The organism is Arcicella rosea (assembly GCF_014204325.1).
GTDB lineage: Bacteria > Bacteroidota > Bacteroidia > Cytophagales > Spirosomataceae > Arcicella > Arcicella rosea_A.
The window spans coordinates 40014-59168 of record NZ_JACHKT010000029.1 but is presented as its reverse complement, the minus strand read 5'-3'; the positions used below and the strand labels follow the sequence as shown (position 1 = coordinate 59168).

The following is a 19155-nucleotide window of genomic DNA, read 5'->3' as shown; positions in this document are numbered from 1 at the left end:
AAAAGCCTTTCAATTCTTGATTTGAATTAAAAGGCTTTTCCTTTTTTATATATCGCAAATTAAAACACCTTGTTTTAATGAAGCAATTTTATCAGCTTTTGCTGGAATAAACTCTTGTCCAACGAAACCTTTGTAACCAGTATCAACAATTGCTTTCATGATGGCTGGGTAATATAATTCTTGGCTATCGTCAATTTCATTTCTACCCGGAACGCCACCAGTGTGGTAATGAGAAATGTATTGGTGATATTTTTTAATCGTTGCAATTACGTCCCCTTCCATGATTTGCATGTGATAAATATCGTAAAGCAATTTGAATTTATCAGAACCAACCATTTCGCACAAAGCTGCACCCCAATCAGTATGGTCACATTGATAATCTTTATGGTTTACTTTAGAGTTCAACAGCTCCATCGTGATGGTTACATCATATTTTTCGGCTGTTTTCATGATTCTCTGCAAACCTTTCTTACAATTAATCAATCCATCTTCATCACTTAAACCATTTCTGTTTCCAGAAAAAGTAATTAAGTTTTTAACACCAGCTTTAGCTGCTTTCGGAATTAAGTCTTCGTATAAAGCGACTAAAGCATCATGATTTTTAACATTGTTGAAACAGCTTGTTAAACCCATTCCATTTCCCCAGTTGTTAGCCTCTGGCCAACCAATGGCCGACGTAAGCCCATATTTTTTTAAGATTTCCCATTCCGAAGGCCCAGTCAATTCAAGACTTTGCATTCCTATTTCTTTCGCAGATTTACATAAATCTTCAAAAGGAATAGATGAATAACACCAACGGCAGGCTGAGTGATTTACTCTACCCTTTAATGCGGCACCTATCTGTGTGTCTGCCGCTTCAATGCGATTGCTGAGCGAAGAAGTAAGCATGGTTGCAGTTACCGCACCGACTCCCTGTAGAGCCGCTCGGCGTGAAAAAGTTTTTTCCATAGTTTATATTATTCCTGATTTGAACCTAAAGAGTATAGCTGAAAGAATTAATACTCAAATTCTATGAAATTTAGGATATTTTTTTGAAAAAACAATCCTGATAATCTCTGTTGATACACGAAAAGAATAATAAAAAAGGCTTTCTAACAAGATATTAATGTTTTTAATACCTGATAGAAAGCCTTTTATGGAAATTATATCAATTTATTGATTCCAAGTTTTCATCATGTGTAATGTCTCGAAAGCAGCTTTTTGATTGTATTCAAAAGCCAAGCTTTTATAATTTACTAAATCGACGATGGTACCAATGAAACAAAGACCTAAAGTAAAGAAATAAAGTATTCCCATTCCAATTTGGCCTGTTAAAAAACGTTGAATTCCTGCAAGCCAAAAGAAACCAACAATGGTTGTTACTAAAATAAGAGTTGTATCTCGGCGTTTGTTTTGATACATCATCACGAAGGTTTTTTGTTGGTCTTCTGAGTAATCTTTGATTAAATTTTGGATAAACATGGCTTCCTCGGCTTCAAGATTAGAAAGCATCATCATTAAGTTCGGATTCATAGTTTTGTATGTTTAAATGTTGGTAAGTATTTTTTTGTTAATATAATAATTCTGTGAATAATCACAATCAATGCGAAAATGCCAAGTGGATGACTGTCAAATGATTGTTTGAAATTTCCGTGTAATAAAAACGAAATAGCATGACCAATTCCGCAACCCGGACAAAATGAAAATCCTAAATTTTTTATCGGACAAAGCGTAAAATGATTTTCCAGAGGATTATCCAAAAACAACCAGATTAAAGCACCCAGCCAGAAAATTAGTTCGATATTGAATTTGTGTTTCATTGTGAATCAAAGGTGGATTGATTTTCTGAATATTGGCTATAATTATACACCAATTGTCTTTTTCATGGGTGAATACTTCGTTTTTAAGGATGAAAATATTTATACTTCTTAAATCAGAAAATTATGCAACATTATCAGAAACAAATATAAATACTTGTAATGTTGTAAATGTGTATCTTTGTGGAAGCTTTTAGCATTCGGATTTCAGTCGTCGGCTATCAGTTTTAGTTTAAAAGTAAGATTTAGCATCAGGTATAAAAGCAGTTTTCTTTTTATATTTTATCCGAAAGCTTATGGCAGACGACTAATAGCTTTATTCTTAAAGCCAAAAATGAAAAAAATACTCATACGCATATTTTGCCTTTTGATGGCGTTCCAAGTGCTTTTCGCAAGCGTTGGATTTGCTATGTATGAGCATCTTTGTAAAATTAGTGGCAAAAGTAAAATTACTTATACTCAGCCCAAACGCTCTTGTTGTGCCAGTAAAGCTAAGATGACCAATAATTCATCTAAGACTACCATCAAAAGAGCGAAGTGTTGTTCTGATGCGGTTACGCATTATAAAATTTCGCCGAATGCTTCGCAAGGAGTACATTTAGATTTTCATTTCCCTGCTTTCGATTGGCTGGCAGAAACGCCTGTTTTACCTACATTTTCTTGGGCTTCACAGTCGGTTTCTTTTAAAATTCCACATTACTACAATACTGCTCCGCCTTTGTTTGGGCGAGAACGCCTTATTTTCATCCAGTCTTTCTTAATCTGATTTTTTGTTAGAATCTCAAACGTTATCTTTCAGGTAATTGTGTTATCTTATTGTTGATAAATAAGCAAAAGCCTCTTCGTTTTAAAATTTTAACATCAAAAAATCATGAATTCTACTGTCGCTTTAAAAAGACTCTCTGGATTTATTGTCCTTATAATCAGTAATATAGTGTTTAGTTTTCAAACTTTTTCTCAAAGTGGAGAAATTGTTCGTGGAATCGTTTTAGAAAAAAAATCTGACGGGAAAAAAGAAGCCATTATCGGTGCAACACTCCGTTGGCAGAATGTACAAAGAGGTACTTCATCTGATGAAAAAGGAGAATTCTCCTTATCAAAAGCTCCACAAAATCATCAATTAATCGTTAGTTCAGTAGGTTATAAAACTGATACGTTGATGGTTCATTCCTTAGCATTTTTAGAGATTTATCTCAATCCAGAAAATGCGGCTTTGGCGGAAGTTGTTGTAAAAGCCGAAGCTACTTCTATGGATAGAATGAATCCTATTCATACCGAAATCATTACTTCAAAGGCTCTTGCCAAAGCGGCTTGCTGTAATTTATCCGAAAGTTTTGAAACCAACGCTTCCGTCTCTGTAAGTTATTCAGATGCCGTAACAGGGGCAAAGCAAATCCAATTATTAGGTTTATCGGGCAATTATATCCAAACGAATGTTGAAAACATTCCTGCGATTCGTGGATTAAACAGCACTTTTGGTTTGAATTATATTCCCGGTACTTGGATTTCTTCGATTGATGTTGGTAAAGGGGCTGGTTCGGTAGTAAGTGGCTACGAGTCGATGACGGGTGCTTTGAATGTGGAATTAGCTAAACCTGATGCAGCCGAAAAATTGTACTTGAATACTTACTTGAACAGTCAGGGTAGGGGAGAAATCAATTTGAATTTAGCCAATAAAATCAATGAAAAATGGTCTGTTGGTTTGTTGACGCACGCCAGTACTTTGCAAACGAAGTTAGACCCAAACAAAGATGGCTTCTTAGACTTACCACTTTACATACAATACAATGCCATCAATCGTTGGAAGTACCAAAGTGATAAAATGATGGCTTCTTTTGGAATTAAAGCACTTTATGAAGATCGTTTGGGCGGACAAGTAAATTTTAATCCTGATACCGACCGCAATACTGCCAAAGCTTATGGTTTTGGAAGTACTACCAAACGCTATGAATTCTTTAGTAAAACCGCCAAACTCTATCAAACAAAGCCTTATCAAGGTTTAGGATTTATCGTCAATGGAGTTTATCATGATAACGTCTCTTATTTTGGTTTTAAAAACTATTCTGGTACTCAAAAGGGTTTGTACGCTAACTTAATCTATCAAAATATTTTCGGAAATACCAATCATCAATACAAAGCTGGTTTAAGTTATTTGTTAGACGATTATAATGAAAAGTATCTTGATTCTACTTTCAAAAGAACCGAATCTGTACCGGGTGCTTTTGTAGAATATACTGAAACCATTCCTGAAAAATTAACGCTTGTTTTGGGCGGAAGAGTAGATTTTCATAATCTTTATGGAACAAGATTTACGCCTCGTGTGCATTTGAAATATGATATTACTTCTGAAACGCATCTTCGTTTAAGTGCAGGAAAGGGTTGGAGAATGCCCAATGCCATTGCTGAAAACTTCGGGATGTTAGTCAATTCTAGACAACTGTCTGTGCCAGAAGTTATTCGTCCAGAAGAGTCTTGGAATTTCGGGGCGAGCTTGAGTAACGATTTTTATCTCTTTGGCAAAAAAGGAACAGTCATTTTAGATGTGTATAGAACCAACTTCCAAAACCAATTAATCGTAGATATGGAAAATGCTGATTTAGTCCGTTTCTATAATTTAAAAGGTCGCTCATTCTCGAATAGTTTTCAGGCAGAAGTAAATTATGCCCCAAGTAAACGCATCGAAACCAAATTGGCTTATCGCTTATTTGATGTTCAAAACGATGTTTTGACACCAACTGGCGAGCTTACTTTGTTGCCGAAACAGTTTGTAAACCGTGAAAGAGTATTATTCAACATTGCGTATGCCTTGCCTTATAACAAATGGAAGTTTGATTTCACTTGGCAATGGAATGGCAAGCGTCGTATTCCTAATAGTAGCGAAGGACACGTTCATTCTGCGACTTCTCCTTCTGTTTTCGCTCCTGCTTTTTCAAATATTAATGCACAGGTTACGAAGGCTTTCTTGAAATGGGAAATGTATGTGGGAGGAGAAAACCTAAACAACTTTACCCAAAGCAATCCGATTATTGCGGCGAATGACCCTTTCGGTAGAAATTTCGATGCCTCAATGGTTTGGGGGCCAGTTATTGGGCGAATGATTTATGTGGGGATGCGTTATAAAATTAAATAGGCTGTCATGAAATTATACATCAAAAATATGGTTTGTGACCGCTGTAAAATGGCGGTTAGCCAAATACTTACTCAGCTAAATATAGAAGTACAACAAATGGAACTGGGTGAAGTAAGCATTAAACAGGATTTAGACGAAAATATCCAAATTACTTTAGCGAAACAATTAGAAAGTATTGGCTTTGAATTATTGGATGATAAACGTAAAAAGATTGTTGAGAAGATAAAGAATGTAGTGATTGAAATGGTGCATCAGTCAGGTACGGATGTTGATAAAATTACGCCTTCTTTTCTGATTTCAGAACGTGTTGGCAGAGATTATAAGTATTTAAGTACGCTGTTTTCGGAAGTAGAAGGAAAGACGATAGAACAATATTTGATTTTCCAGAAGATAGAAAAAGTGAAGGAATTATTAATTTACGATGAATTGACATTAAGCCAAATTGCCGACCAATTGCATTATAGTAGCGTTCAACATTTATCGAATCAGTTCAAAAAAGTAACGGGACTAACACCCAGTCGCTTTAAAGAATTGCAAAATCATAAAAGAAAAGCCATTGATGCGATTTAGGTTTCTGAACAAGCTCTGTTAGTAAGTTTTGTTAACTTTTGAAAAGTTGACAAAACTAGAAATCGGATGCTTATATTCTCTGAGCGGATGGCTATATTCTCCGAGAAGGTGCTTAGATTCTCCGAGTGGGTGGTCATATTCTCCGAGGAGGTGCTTATATTCTTCGAGCGGGTGGCTATATTCTCCGAGAAGGTGCTTATATTCTTCGAGTGGGTGGTCATATTCTCCGAGAGGATGCTTACATTCTTCGAGTGGGTTGTCATATTCTCCGAGAAGGTGCTTATATTCTAAAAGCGGTAGCTTAAATACTTGAGTTTGAGCTTTGTCAACTTTCAAAAAGTTGACAAAGCTGGGAATAAAAACTCATCAGATAAAACAGAAACAAATTTTAAAAAACATAATAAACAATTAAACAAACAACAACATGAAAAAGAACATTTTAGTATTCGTCCTTTTATTGGTTTCAGTGTTCACTTTTGCAGAAACACCTAAGACAGAAACTGTAAAAATCAAAACTTCTGCCATTTGTGAAATGTGCAAAGAACGCATTGAGAAAAAATTAGCTTTTACTAAAGGAGTATCAGAATCTAATTTGAATGTAGAAAGTAAAGACAAAGTCGTGACAGTAACATTCAATCCAAAGAAAACATCTGTGGACAAAATCAAGAAAGCGATTTCAGAAGTAGGTTACGATGCAGAAGAAGTAGCAGCTGATGCAAAAGGTTATGACAAATTACCTTCTTGCTGTAAAAAAGGTGGTTCAGCTCACTAAGCGATTACCGTTATTACTCATTCCATGTGTCAAGTTCATGGAATGGGTTTTTATGGAAAAATAATTTTAATGCTCATTAAAAATCAAATCCTCAATTGTTTTCATTGGAAGAAACATTTTCCCAGAACTTGGTAGCAAAATAAAACCGTAAGATTCATAAAATGCTTGAGCTTTTGTATCAATGGCATCTACTACCACTGCAATTGTTCCTAATTGATTAGATAATTGATAACATTCATTGAGAGCATCTAAGAGTAAAATTTCGCCAAAGCCTTTTCCTTGAAATGACTTATCAATGGCTAACCTACCCAGTAATATAACAGGTAAATCTTCATAGCTTTTGGGTAGTTTTTTGCTCAATTCTTCTGGCAAAGAGTCTTTTTTGATTGCATTGGCAGATAATGTATAATAGCCTTTTACTGTCTGTTCATCATCCACTAAAACATAGCACACCGATAGTTTCCTTTTTACATCTTGGTTTGCTTGTTTACTTATATAATTATCTAACAGTGGTTGACCACAGCTAAATGTGTCTTTTTTATGTAGATTAGCTAATTTCTGAATCTGAGCTTGCATTTTGTTCTATAAATTTTTTGTAGTTTAATTGAGCTCTTTTCAATTTGCTATTAGGTTGTGGTGGATTTAATATCGCATCAACAAAAACTCTTTTATCTTCAAGCGACTTTAGAATTAAGTTGTTTTCTAATATTATCTCATTTGCTTGTTTATTGATACAATAAATTATAAACTCAGACAAATTTTTAAATCCACTAATTTCAGAAGCGTATTTAACGAACTCTTTTTGTTCTTTGCTAATCCGAACATCAATTCTATCGTTAATTATTGTTCCCATTTTTTTAAATCTTTAAATCTTTAATTCTTGTTTTTTGTTTAAGTTTTTATTTTTCTATCGTTTCTAATTTTTTTTAATCATATTTTTTTGTTTGAAGTTGATTGAGTTATTTCTTTTATTAGCCAATATTGTGCGACAGACGTATGACAAACTGAAAATATTTCAGAATAGACTTTCGAATTAGCAATGCAAATGTACGAATATTCGCCGTACATAATTTGATTATTAAAAATAATTTAGCTTTAAAAATACAAATGGGTTGCTGATTCAAAATCAACAACCCTTTTGTAATTTAAAAGCTCACCACTCAAGGCTTAAAGCTATTACGCTAACATTCCCAATAAAGAAGAAAGCTTATCTTTTAAATCTTTTCTATCTACGATAAAATCAAGGAAACCGTGTTCTAAAACAAATTCTGCACTTTGGAAACCTTTTGGTAAATCTTTACCAATGGTTTCACGAATTACTCTTGGACCAGCGAAACCAATCAAAGCACCGGGTTCAGAGATGTTGAAATCTCCAAGCATGGCATAAGAAGCTGTAACACCACCAGTCGTTGGGTCTGTCAATAAAGAAATGTAAGGAATTCCTGCCTCAGCTAATAGGGCTAATTTTGCAGAAGTTTTTGCCATTTGCATCAAAGAAAAACCTGCTTCCATCATCCTTGCACCACCGGATTTTGAAATCATCAAGAATGGGATTTTGTGTGCAAGTGCATAGTCGATACCTCTTGCAATTTTTTCACCTACAACCGAACCCATCGAACCACCAATAAATGAAAAGTCCATTGCAGAAACAACGATTTCAATATCGTTCACTTTACCGTGTGCAGTTCTAACGGCATCTTTCAACCCTGTTTTCTTTTCAGTAGCCTTGATACGATCTGGATATCGTTTTGTATCCACAAAATTCAAAGGATCACCTGATGAAAGCATGGCATCCAATTCTGTATATTTTGTTTGGTCAAAAAGTAGCTCGAAGTACTCTTGTGAGCCAATTTTCTCATGATAATTACAGTTTGAACATGTATAAGCGAACAAACGATGTTCACGAGTGTGCATTGCTTTTTTGCAAGATGGACACTGATACCAAAGCCCATCTGGAGCTTCACGTTTTGATTCTGTAGGGGTTAAAATACCCTTATCTTTTCTGGTAAACCAAGACATATTTTATGTTTGCTAAATTCAAATGTTAAAGATTGAAAGCCTTTTGTTCCAAGTTTGTGATGTCGCTTTATCCATTTTAGGAATGGAAAAATCTTCGCAAAGATAAGGTATTGCGATTCGACTTATAACATTTTTGTGAAAAATTGTATAAGTCACAACAAAAACGAGCCTGATTGAATACACAAAAAGGCTCGTTTGAATTTGTTCAAAAAGATTATTTTGCTAGAATTATCTTTTTATTGATTACTCCATTTTCAGTTTGAAGTTTCAATAAATAAGTACCATTTGATATTCCACCAAGGTTAATAATATGGTTGAATTCGTTTCCTGAGTTGTTATGTTGCTCGTTGAAAACAGATAATCCAAATATATTTACTACATTGATTGTTACGTTTTTGGTAGCTTTGGCAAAACTAGCTTTTATTTTGTATTCGCCAGTAGTTGATGGATTTGGAGAAATTGCTACTTCAATATCATTACTTATTTCATTACCCAAAACGGTAGGATTGGTTGGCGTAACAGGTTTACCTGATGGCCCTTGAATATTTAAGTTATCTACAGTCCAGCCCCAACCATGAGCTAATGGGTCAGCTAAAAGTCTGAAACGAACTAGAACATTATCACCCGCTCTAAAATCGCCAGAACTTAGCATATTGATTTCTCTTTTTCTGAAAAGATTAGGATTGCCGACTGTCTTAGAGTTTTGGTCTTTATCAAGATTCAATGCCGTCCAAGCTTTAGCCCATTCAGGGTCGTCGTTAGAATCCCAACCTGGTTGGAACCATTGCCAAGTTTTACCACCATCTTTAGAGCCTTCTACAACAACGTAGTCGAAGAACTCTCTATCTGGAAATACAGAACCAGCAGCACCTGTTTCTACTAAAACTACTTCGTCGAAATAGATTTTAGCTGTATCACTTCTCAAAGTAATTGGTCTTAACAATTGAGCAATGTAGTTTGAGAAAAGGTTTCCATCAGATTCAAATACTTCTTCCGAACCATTTTTATAAGGATGATCTGAATTTAAAGCTATACTAGTAAAATTGGTAGGTCTTGAAAAAGTAAAACCTTTCAAATAAAAATCTTCAGGAGCAGCAGGCGAAGTATCGAAATTATTATTGTAGGTATTCACTGCTGGGAATAATTTCAATACTTTGAATTCGTAAAAACCAGTTTCTGGAGAGAATCTTGTATTTCTGGCTTTCGCTTTATCTTTTACGACGATACGATATTTTACAACATCATTTCCTTTGAATTGTGTTGAAGTGAATTTAAAACTGCCATCAAAAGTAATGGTTCTATCTTCAGTGGTGTAGGTCAATAAAATTGGTGCTTGCTTTACATCATTGATATAATATTCTACATAAGCACTATCAATCCCGATGTTATCAAAGGCTTGTCCTTGTGGTAATTTTACTTCTGTATCGGTCGTGTAAATAGAGTAAATATTGTTGGTATAGCCAATAACAGGTTTTACAGTATCAGCACCAATTGTAAATTGATAGAAATTAGTAAAGCCTTTGGTGCTCAATGGAGCTTCGGCTGGTGTCGCTAATTTTCTTCCTGCCAAATCTTCTCCTTGCCAATAATAACTAATTTGTCTTCTATCCGCTGATTTTGGAAGTGTGTAAGAATATAGATTGCCACTTTTAGTTAAAGGTACTTCCTTAGCATCTGCAATAAACTTGGAGGTAGTCATGTAAAGTTTTACAGAACCATCTTTAATAGCAGTATCTCCGAATACTTTAGCGGTAAACACATAATCTTTATTAGTATCTTCATTATCAGTGAATGGGTCATGAGTAATAGAGCTACTTTTCCAACCCATATCTGCAAAGAAATTTAAAATGATTGGTCCGAGGTCACGGGTTAATTCTCCCGCAGAAATGGATGGTGTCATCAAAGCATTTGGGTCACCGATACGATAAGTAGCTTGGTCAACGTGATAAATACTTGAACCTGCACTATAAGTTGTTGGAGCATACAATTTAGCTTGCTTGTTAGCATTAGCTTTTGTGGCTGATGGACTATTTAAAAATAATTTTCCGCCTACAACTTCCTTACGAAGGGCTTCTGAGAAGTTTTCTATTGAAGTAGAGTCGATTAAAGAAACGCCTGTACTGTTTACAATATAATTATCAAAAATACCTGCTGAACCTACAAAACTTCCACTTCCCCAACCTGCTACTGTTTCATTAGCTCCGAAAGTACCAATAAAGCCGAGTCCATGACCAAATTCATGCAAAACAACTGAATAGAGGTCATACTGTAATCGTGTTGGGGTAGATTCGCCAGTGTACCAGTCGGTACGGTCTGAATTGAAAGTAGCTACGATATCAGCTTGGTCTTCTCCATTCAAATCTTTTCTCGCCATTTTTTCAGCAAGAGCAATTGGATACCAAGTTCCAGCTTTTGCCGCCCCAGGAAAATTACGAAAGTAGGTAGAAGCACCCGCCGAACCTAAAACACCCGAAGCAAGACTTCTCCATCGCACCAATATTTTAATAGGCACATCAGAATTTAAAGCATTTGCCCAAGTAGCTGCCGCTCTTTCGAATATGGCTTTTACTTCTGTAGGCAAGTTTGAGCCTTGTTCATAGAATACTTGAAAGTTGGCTGTTTGGCTTGCTGCTTGACGAGTATTGGCTGCGAGCTTTTTGTCGGCTTCTAATTTAGCTTTCATCATCTCAGTATAACCCATTGGCAAAACACGTTCTTTAGCTTGCTCTGGTGTTTGGGCATAATCAACAATTTGAGTACCTGGAATAGACTCAATTTTGATTTTTTGAGAGAAACCTTGAATGCTTCCCACTATAAAGAAGGTAAAAAGTAATAATTTTCTCATATTCAAATGTTTTTAGGAGACTTATTAAATAGAAATTGAAGTGTTTGCTACACAAGATAATAACTATTTTTGATAGAAATTGATAAAGGATTTAGAAACGGTAGTTAATCAAGGAGTAAACAATATTTAAACGAAAAAAAAGGCTTTCTTTTTATATCAAGAAAGCCTTTTTAACAAATTTATTTTAAATATTAATAACCAGGATTTTGTGTAACATTTGCATTTGTACGAATCTCATTAGTTGGAATAGGCAATTGGAATTTAGCATCGCCAGCGGTCAAGGTTTTGAAACCATAAGTTGTTCCTGTTCCGTCGAATCTGTCCCCCCAATTTGAACGAGCAATAGACAATCCTTTACGTTTAATGTCAAAGAAACGATGTCCTTCAAAAGCTAATTCAAGACGTCTCTGTAAATCAATTTCTGTTTTCAATGCAGTACCACCTTCTTGGTTATCATCAGCGACAAAACCAATGTAACGGCTTGCTCTTAAAGTATTCAAATCTCTAAGTGCATCAGCATCTTTATTTAATTGAGCCAATGCCTCTGCACGATTTAATAATACTTCTGCAACTCTGATTACCTTAGGGTCAACTACGTTTGCATTACCTGTAGCACGTCCAAAATATTTGATGATATTGTTATATCTGAAACCACCGAAAGTACTTGAACCAATATATGCCGTTTTACGAACATCATTGTCTTTGTATAACCTAAAAAGTTCAAAATCAACAACATATTCTGAACGTACTCCCGATGCTGAACTTTGGCTGTATTCAACGCCAGGCGATACACCATCTTTGTCAACAATTTGTAATTTCAGTAATACCCCGTCATTACTTGCATCTTTCCAAATACTTGAGAAGTTAGCAAGAGAACCTGGGCTTGAACTTAATGCTAAAGACTGAGTAGCTGCATCAGCTGCTTTTTGCCATTGTGCTTCATACAAATACAAACGTGAAAGTAAGCCATAAACTGCGGCTTTGTTGAAACGATAAATACCATTTCCACTACCGATTAAGCTTGCAGCTTCTACTAAATCAGCTTCAATTTTTGCATAATTAGACTTAACAGTTTCACGAGCTGGTCTGGCTGTTGGGTCAGTACTTGTTACGAAAGGGACGCCTAAGTCAGCATCACTTGCTTGCGTAAAAGCTTTTCCGTATAATTTAACCATGTCAAAATGAGCGAGAGCTCTTACTGCTAAGGCTTCACCTTTGAAGTTATTTTTGGCAGTTCCATCAGGTAATTTATTGATGTTAACAAGAATACCATTAGCTCTACGAATTGAAGAGTATGCTTGTGTCCATAAATCCCAAGCGATGTCGCCATTATATCGCCATTCATGAAAAAAACGATTTGATAAACGACCAGTACGGCTCATGATAGCATTATCAGACATAACATCAGGAAGACTAATTGATGAGCCAGCATAGTATGAACCACCCGATAATCCGGATAATCCACCAACATTACGAGCATACATTCCTCGTGCTGCATTACCAAAATCTGTTTCAGTTTCAAATGCTTGTGAATCCGTTACTGAGTTGTATGGACTTAGTTCAAGTTCTTTATCACTACAACTTGTTACTCCTATCAGAGTAAAAATGCCAAGAGTTAAAATATATTTTTTCATATTTTGAAAGTCTATTTTGTGGATGAATTTAGAAGGTTAAATCAATACCGAATGTCAATTGACGAGCAACAGGATAGCTATATCCACGGAATAAACCTTGCGTTTGTCCACCTGTACTTTCTGCTTGTCCGAAACCAATTTCAGGGTCACCTTTTGCTTCAAATGCGTGATACCACCAGTTTTGAGCTTGTGCATAAATTCTTACAGATTGAATTTTTGCTTTTTTCGTAATACCTGTAGGAATTGTATAACCTAAAGTGACATTTCTCAAACGGATAAAATCACCTTTTTGTAAATAACGGTCTGTTGTATAACTAATGCCTGTTGGAACAGGAAGGACACCAGTATCACCAGCTTTTTTCCAATAATTCAAAGCATCTGCCGCTTGGTTATTATAAATGTATTCACCATCAGACGTTAAGTCATTCCACATAGAGTTGAAGATATAATTTCCACCTGAATAGTATAAATCAGCACCTAACGAAATACCTTTATAGCTAATATCTGTATGGAAATTACCAAAACGAGTCGCCAAGCGTGATTTCCCTTCTAAAATTACAGCATCACTTGGACTATAATTTTCTACAATTTCACCATTGATATTATAAAATTGTTGAGCACCCGTTGCTGAATTCACACCTGCATAACGAGTCATAAAATAAACATCAATTGGTTGTCCGATTTGAAGTTTGCTAAGACCTCCAGGACGGATAATTCCATCTTCTGTTAGTGCTGTAACCTTATTGTTGTTGATAGAATAATTCACATTCACATCCCATTTCAAGTCTTTTGTATCACGAATTTTATAACCAAGGGTAAATTCAACACCTCTGTTTTGTACTGCTCCCACGTTTTCTGTTCTTGATTGAAAACCAGTTGTTGAAGATAAAGGGCGGTCATACAGTAACGATGAATTGTTTTTGTTATACCAGTCTATCGTACCATAAAGACGATTATTCAATACAGAGAAGTCAATCCCAATATCAGTAGCTGCTAGTTTTTCCCAAGTTAAATCAGGGTTTTCTACTTGCGATGGAAAAGTCGCAGAAGTTAAACCGTAGCTATTGTAGCGATATAAACCTAATGAAGTATAATTACCGATACGGTCGTTACCTGTTAAACCATAACTAGCTCTGAGTTTTAAGGAATTGATAAAGGTTAAATCTTCAATGAATGATTCCTTATCTAAATGCCAGCCAGCACTAACAGCTCCAAATAAACCATAACGATTATTCAAACCAAAACGAGAAGAACCGTCACGGCGAGCGGATAAATCAAGGAAGTATTTTTGATTAAAATCATAATTGATACGACCAAATAATGAATACAATGCCCAATCTGATTTACCAGTAGATGCACCCGTTGGTGTTGATGAGTTATCTTGAGTACTTACTTTATCTGATGGAAAGCCTTTTGATGACAATGTATAGGTTTTTAGTCTATCTCTTGTAAATTCTATACCACCTAATACTTTGAAATTATGAGTATCATCAAAAGATTTAGAATAAGTAGCAGTATTAGTAAAAACATAATTAAAGCCTTGTGAACCATTATCTGTTTTTGAGCCTCTCGCTGCTGGGTCCCCAACATACTGATCTAGAATTGAGTTTGGTTTGATATAATATTCTCTGTAATAGTCCGTATAAGTTAAGCCGATTTGTGAACGAATATCTAAATCTTTGATAGGTGTTAAGGCTATGAAAAAACTACCTAATCCATTGACAACTGTTTGCTTTTCTGTATTGTTTACGATTGCCTCCGAGATACTAAATCCATTAACGGTAAGGTTATAGGTACCATCGTCATTGAATTCTGGTTCGTAAGGATTATAAGCATAAATGGCATAAAAAGGGTTTTGCACATTATAACGGTCTCTTTGTTCATTCGATTGGATTGATGCAAACTGTAAATTACTCCCAGTTTTTAACCATTTACTAGCACGGTATTCCAAGTTGATTCTTCCTGTGTTCAAATCAGAGTTAGAACCATTTACCAAACCACCTACTTTAGAAGTTTGTAAAGCGATGTTATATGAAAAAGCATCATTAGCACCACTAATTCCCAAACGATGTGTTCTTAATTGACCTTTCTGTAGTAATGTTTTGAACCAATCTGTTTTACCAGCAGATAATCTTGTTACCTCTGCTTGGTACTCTGCATCAGTCATAGTATTTACATCATCCAGAAAATAACCGTTGGTATAACCCAAGTCTTTTTCATAACGAAGCTTTTCTTCAAAAGTCATCATTTTGAAATTGTCAGGTGTTTTTTCTGAATATCCAGCTTGGAAAGAATAAGTAATTTTTGGTAAACCTTTTTTCCCTTGTTTTGTCGTAACCAGAATTACGCCATTGGCACCTCTTGAACCATAGATTGCCGCTGAAGAAGCATCTTTCAATACTTGAACATCTTCAATTTCATTGGGGTTAATCGTATTTAAAACATTGATACCACCTTGTGCTTCACTATTGGCAACTGGCACACCGTCGATTACGACTAGTGGTTGAGAACCCGCCGTTAATGAACCTTCCCCACGGATACGGATAAAGTTTTGTCCTGAAGGACGACCATTCACCGAAGTAATTTGTAAACCAGCCGCTTTCCCTTGCAAAAGATTGTCAAATGTTGAACCCCCAGCTTTTCCTTCTAAAGCTTTTCCTGAAATATTTGCTTGAGAAGCCGTAAGATTTTGTTTTTTTGTTGTTCCGTATCCAACCACAACAACTTCTTCGATGTCTGTAATATCATTTACTAAAGCAACGTTGATGATCGTTTTTGTTCCAACTGTAATGTCTTGTTTAATAAATCCAACAAACCCAAAGGTTAATGTCGCATTGTTTGGAACGCTAATTTTATACGAACCATCGGCTGCAGAGGTTGTTCCTTTGGATGTCCCTTTTACTGAAATACTCACACCTGCAAGTGCTGCTCCATCCTCAGAGGAGGTTACTTTTCCTGAGATTATTCTGTCTTGAGCCGCTATTTTGAGCGTTAAAGTCAGCATCAGCACAAAAATCATTAGTAATTTTCTGTTCATGTTGTTGATTTGGTTGTTTAATTTGAACGATTAGTTTTAATCTTAACTTTAAATCTTAAACTAGAAGAGTATAATGATGGGAACTAGAGTCTATTCTTAAATTATTAATAATAGATTAGCGAATTTTTATGAAGATTTATCTCAAAGATAACATTTATGGTGATTATTTAACTATGTAAAAACTATAAAACCCTATTTTTTATTTGGTAATTCCTAAAAAAAACCGTTTAATAAATCGCAGAACACTAAAGCAAAGGAACTCTATTCAATACAACAAATAATTTTTATATTTGTTGGTAGAAAAAATCTCAGACTTTAACTTAACAAATAATATTATGATTGCTAGCTTAGACGCACTTACCCAACAAAAGGTTGACACATGGCTTTCGGGAAATTATGATGCCGAAACAAAATCCAAAATCCAACAACTTTTAGATGAAGGAAAAGAAACAGAATTGACAGATTCTTTCTATAAAGACTTAGAGTTTGGAACGGGTGGAATGCGTGGAGAAATGGGAGTAGGTTCAAACCGTATGAATAAATACACTGTTGGCTCTGCCACACAAGGCTTTGCCAATTATTTGAAAGCTAATTTCTCAGGCGAAAGTATTAGCGTAGCGATTGCTCATGATTCAAGAAATAATGCTGCATACTTTGCTCAAGTAGCGGCTGATATTTTTTCGGCAAATGGTATTAAAGTGTACTTATTCAAAGAATTACGCCCAACGCCTGAATTATCATTTGCTGTTAGGTATTTAGGATGTAACGCTGGTTTGGTAATCACGGCATCGCACAACCCACGTGAATATAATGGCTACAAAGCTTATTGGAACGATGGTTCACAAGTGGTTGCTCCTCATGATAAAAATATTGTTGCAGAAGTAAACAAAATTCAGTCTGTAGATGAAATCAACTTTTCGGGAAATCCAGATTTGATTACTTCAATTGGCGAAGAAATTGATGCAGAGTATTTGAAAACAATTCAGTCCAATTCTATCAATCCTGATGTAATTACTCGTCAGAAAGATTTAAAAATTGTTTATTCTTCAATTCATGGAACAGGAATTACACTTGTGCCAAAAGCTTTAAAATTGTTAGGTTTTGAAGATGTAAACGTCGTTGAAGCACAAGCAGAACCAAATGGAGACTTCCCAACAGTAATTTATCCAAACCCTGAGGAAACCGAAGCAATGACTTTAGCCATGAATTTGGCAAAAGAAATAGATGCTGATTTGGTAATTGCTACCGACCCAGATGCGGATAGAGTAGGAGCAGCGGTTAAAAATCCAGCTGGCGAATGGGTACTTTTGAACGGTAACCAAATGGCAAGCTTGATTATTTATTACTTGTTAGATGCTTGGAAAAAAGCGGGTAAATTGACAGGAAAAGAGTTCATCGCAAAAACCATCGTTACGACGAATATCATTGATAAAATGTGTGAAACACAAGGTGTGAAATGTTATAACACTTTGACTGGCTTTAAATTTATCGCTGCGGTAATTCGTGAATTAGAAGGGAAAGAGAAGTTTATTGGTGGAGGAGAAGAATCGTATGGCTACTTAATTGGTGATGCTGTTCGTGATAAAGATGCCATCGCTTCTTGTGCAATGATTGCTGAATTGACGGCTTATGCAAAAGATAATGGCAAATCATTATTCGATTTCTTGACGAGTATGTACATGGAAAATAATTTCTATTATGAAGGCTTGATTTCGTTAACGAAAAAAGGAAAAGCTGGTGCTGAAGAAATTCAAAAAATGATGGCTGATTTACGCAGTAATGTTCCAGCAACAGTAGCAGGTTCAGAACCAGTAACCGTAATTGATTATACGAACCTTACTTCAACCGATTTGAAATCTGGAGCGATTACCAATATTCCAACAGGCTTGGGTATGGAAGCATCCAATGTAATTCAATTGGTTTTAGCAGATGGAACAAAAGTATCTGCTCGTCCTTCAGGAACAGAACCTAAGATTAAATTCTATGTTTCGGTAAATGAGCCTTTAGAAAAAGCAGAAGATTTTGATGCTGTTCTTGCGAAATTGAAACAAAAGGTTTCAGCGATTCAAGAGGATTTGGGTTTAAAGTAAATAAATCATAAAATAATAGTGATGTAAGAACCATCGTTTTTGCATCACTATTGTTTTTATAAATTAGGTTTTGCCTAATTTAATTCTCACCAAGAAACTGAACCTGAAATCCCTATTTCATTTTAACTATGCTTAATAAAAAATCAACCATCGTTTTTGGGTTTCTGATAACCTTCTTCTCACTAGCTTTTATTTCCTCTAGTAATATCAAAAAAATAGGAGCATCGATGATTTCTCGTTCAGTGAGAGCTGGGAAAACCGTTACTGTAAAAGCTGATATTTTTTATCAATTAGCTGGGGGCAAAATGATTAGTCATTATTCTCTACCAAGTAATCAGTATATCATCAATACTTCAAAAGGGGAAATTTCTATTTACGATCCTGTTAAAAATACAGTAATTCAACAAGTGAATTATCTTTTTAGTACAGAGACTTCTCAATTTTATTATTTCCTGAATAACCAAAAAGCAGATTTAGGTTTAAGAGCGATGGGATTTATTAATAAAAATACCAAATTCGAAAAAAACTTAATGATAAGTACTTGGACTGCTCCAGCACGATTGGCGAAAGATATTAAGTCTGTCGAGTTAGTTCATGATGGTGCGAATCCAATTTATACGAAGTACATCGGTGGGAATGGGCAAGTAATTAAAAAGATGTATTACTACAACTATCAAAACTTTGGTGGACTTGATTTCCCGCTTACTGTTACTCAAATAGATTATTTTTCTGCTAAAGATTCTGTCATTGCAAAGACAACATACGCTGACATAAAAGTCAATGAAGCTGTGAATAGCAAACTTTCAGATTTTACGATTCCTGCCAATGCAAAAGTCCTTAAATAAAGTTTCGGTACATGTGATTTTGTTAGCTTTCTTTTTTTTACTTGTTCGAGAAGTTAGGTCTCAAAGTTTAAAAACGGATTTAACATATTTGATTCAAAAAGACAGTAGTGCAAAACTTTTGGTTCAAACACAAAAACCTAAAACATTCAATCCGATATTACTATTTTTGAATGGTTCATTAAAGGTTTATCAGAAAGTAATATCTCCACAATTTTCAGCCAATTGTTTATACGAACTTTCATGTTCAAGGTTTAGCCAATCTGCTATTCAAGAATATGGTATCGTAAAAGGACTGGCTCTTACTGCTGACCGCTTGGCTAGATGTAATAGAATAAGTGGAACTACGATTAATCCATTCAGAGTAAACGAACAAGGTAAAGTAATAGATTCTCCAAAGATGTATAAAATAGAATAATG

At 35.2% G+C, this 19155-nt stretch carries 17 protein-coding genes; 8 read left to right on the top strand and 9 right to left on the bottom strand.

Annotation, left to right across the window (positions count from 1 at the left end; all coding sequences use genetic code 11):
* Window positions 1-45 precede the first annotated feature (45 nt).
* The 3 genes from HNP25_RS16940 to HNP25_RS16930 all read right to left on the bottom strand — a co-directional run bounded on the left by HNP25_RS16940 (window position 46) and on the right by HNP25_RS16930 (window position 1799).
* Window positions 46-948, bottom strand: a complete 903-nt coding sequence (locus tag HNP25_RS16940; protein WP_184136057.1) for a hydroxypyruvate isomerase family protein — start codon at window positions 946-948, stop codon at window positions 46-48.
* A gap of 204 nt (window positions 949-1152) precedes the next feature.
* Complete coding sequence (locus HNP25_RS16935; protein WP_229202899.1) at window positions 1153-1512, bottom strand: TM2 domain-containing protein; 360 nt, start codon at window positions 1510-1512, stop codon at window positions 1153-1155.
* Window positions 1509-1799, bottom strand: coding sequence for a DUF2752 domain-containing protein (locus HNP25_RS16930; RefSeq protein WP_184136055.1), 291 nt, complete (start codon window positions 1797-1799; stop codon window positions 1509-1511). The genes HNP25_RS16935 and HNP25_RS16930 overlap by 4 nt, the downstream gene beginning before the upstream one ends.
* Before the next feature lie 331 nt (window positions 1800-2130).
* On the opposite strand from HNP25_RS16930, the gene HNP25_RS16925 reads away from it, so the two are divergent.
* The 5 genes from HNP25_RS16925 to HNP25_RS16905 all read left to right on the top strand — a co-directional run bounded on the left by HNP25_RS16925 (window position 2131) and on the right by HNP25_RS16905 (window position 6268).
* Window positions 2131-2562 carry an HYC_CC_PP family protein gene (locus HNP25_RS16925; RefSeq protein ID WP_184136053.1) on the top strand — a complete coding sequence of 144 codons (432 nt, stop codon included), beginning with the start codon at window positions 2131-2133 and terminating at the stop codon, window positions 2560-2562.
* 105 nt (window positions 2563-2667) lie between these two features.
* Window positions 2668-4926, top strand: coding sequence for a TonB-dependent receptor (locus tag HNP25_RS16920; protein ID WP_184136051.1), 2259 nt, complete (start codon window positions 2668-2670; stop codon window positions 4924-4926).
* Window positions 4927-4932: 6 nt separating this feature from the next.
* A complete protein-coding gene (locus HNP25_RS16915) occupies window positions 4933-5496 on the top strand; it encodes a helix-turn-helix domain-containing protein (RefSeq protein WP_184136049.1) in 564 nt (187 codons plus the stop codon).
* A 66-nt stretch (window positions 5497-5562) separates the two neighbouring features.
* The gene (locus HNP25_RS16910) at window positions 5563-5787 is read left to right on the top strand and encodes a hypothetical protein (protein ID WP_184136047.1); all 225 of its coding nucleotides are present in this window, start codon (window positions 5563-5565) and stop codon (window positions 5785-5787) included.
* A gap of 133 nt (window positions 5788-5920) precedes the next feature.
* Window positions 5921-6268 (top strand): heavy-metal-associated domain-containing protein, encoded by a 348-nt coding sequence (locus HNP25_RS16905; RefSeq protein WP_184136045.1) that lies wholly within the window; start codon window positions 5921-5923, stop codon window positions 6266-6268.
* 66 nt (window positions 6269-6334) lie between these two features.
* On the opposite strand, the gene HNP25_RS16900 is transcribed toward HNP25_RS16905, so the two are convergent.
* From HNP25_RS16900 to HNP25_RS16875, 6 genes are all read right to left on the bottom strand, one after another.
* Entirely contained in the window at window positions 6335-6844 is a 510-nt protein-coding gene (locus HNP25_RS16900) for a GNAT family N-acetyltransferase (protein WP_184136043.1), read from the bottom strand.
* Window positions 6816-7121, bottom strand: coding sequence for a type II toxin-antitoxin system TacA family antitoxin (locus tag HNP25_RS16895; protein WP_184136041.1), 306 nt, complete (start codon window positions 7119-7121; stop codon window positions 6816-6818). The genes HNP25_RS16900 and HNP25_RS16895 overlap by 29 nt, the downstream gene beginning before the upstream one ends.
* Before the next feature lie 323 nt (window positions 7122-7444).
* Entirely contained in the window at window positions 7445-8287 is an 843-nt protein-coding gene (gene accD / locus HNP25_RS16890; RefSeq protein ID WP_184136039.1) for an acetyl-CoA carboxylase, carboxyltransferase subunit beta, read from the bottom strand.
* Between the two features lie 214 nt (window positions 8288-8501).
* On the bottom strand, window positions 8502-11132 hold the full coding sequence (locus HNP25_RS16885; protein WP_184136037.1) for a T9SS type A sorting domain-containing protein: 2631 nt from the start codon (window positions 11130-11132) through the stop codon (window positions 8502-8504).
* Window positions 11133-11323: 191 nt separating this feature from the next.
* Window positions 11324-12766, bottom strand: coding sequence for a RagB/SusD family nutrient uptake outer membrane protein (locus HNP25_RS16880; protein WP_184136035.1), 1443 nt, complete (start codon window positions 12764-12766; stop codon window positions 11324-11326).
* 28 nt (window positions 12767-12794) lie between these two features.
* Entirely contained in the window at window positions 12795-15803 is a 3009-nt protein-coding gene (locus tag HNP25_RS16875) for a SusC/RagA family TonB-linked outer membrane protein (RefSeq protein ID WP_184136034.1), read from the bottom strand.
* A gap of 335 nt (window positions 15804-16138) precedes the next feature.
* On the opposite strand from HNP25_RS16875, the gene HNP25_RS16870 reads away from it, so the two are divergent.
* From HNP25_RS16870 to yidD, 3 genes are all read left to right on the top strand, one after another.
* A complete protein-coding gene (locus HNP25_RS16870; RefSeq protein WP_184136032.1) occupies window positions 16139-17893 on the top strand; it encodes a phospho-sugar mutase in 1755 nt (584 codons plus the stop codon).
* A 128-nt stretch (window positions 17894-18021) separates the two neighbouring features.
* Window positions 18022-18738 (top strand): hypothetical protein, encoded by a 717-nt coding sequence (locus HNP25_RS16865; protein WP_184136030.1) that lies wholly within the window; start codon window positions 18022-18024, stop codon window positions 18736-18738.
* Window positions 18719-19153, top strand: coding sequence for a membrane protein insertion efficiency factor YidD (yidD, locus tag HNP25_RS16860; protein ID WP_184136028.1), 435 nt, complete (start codon window positions 18719-18721; stop codon window positions 19151-19153). The genes HNP25_RS16865 and yidD overlap by 20 nt, the downstream gene beginning before the upstream one ends.
* Window positions 19154-19155 lie beyond the last annotated feature (2 nt).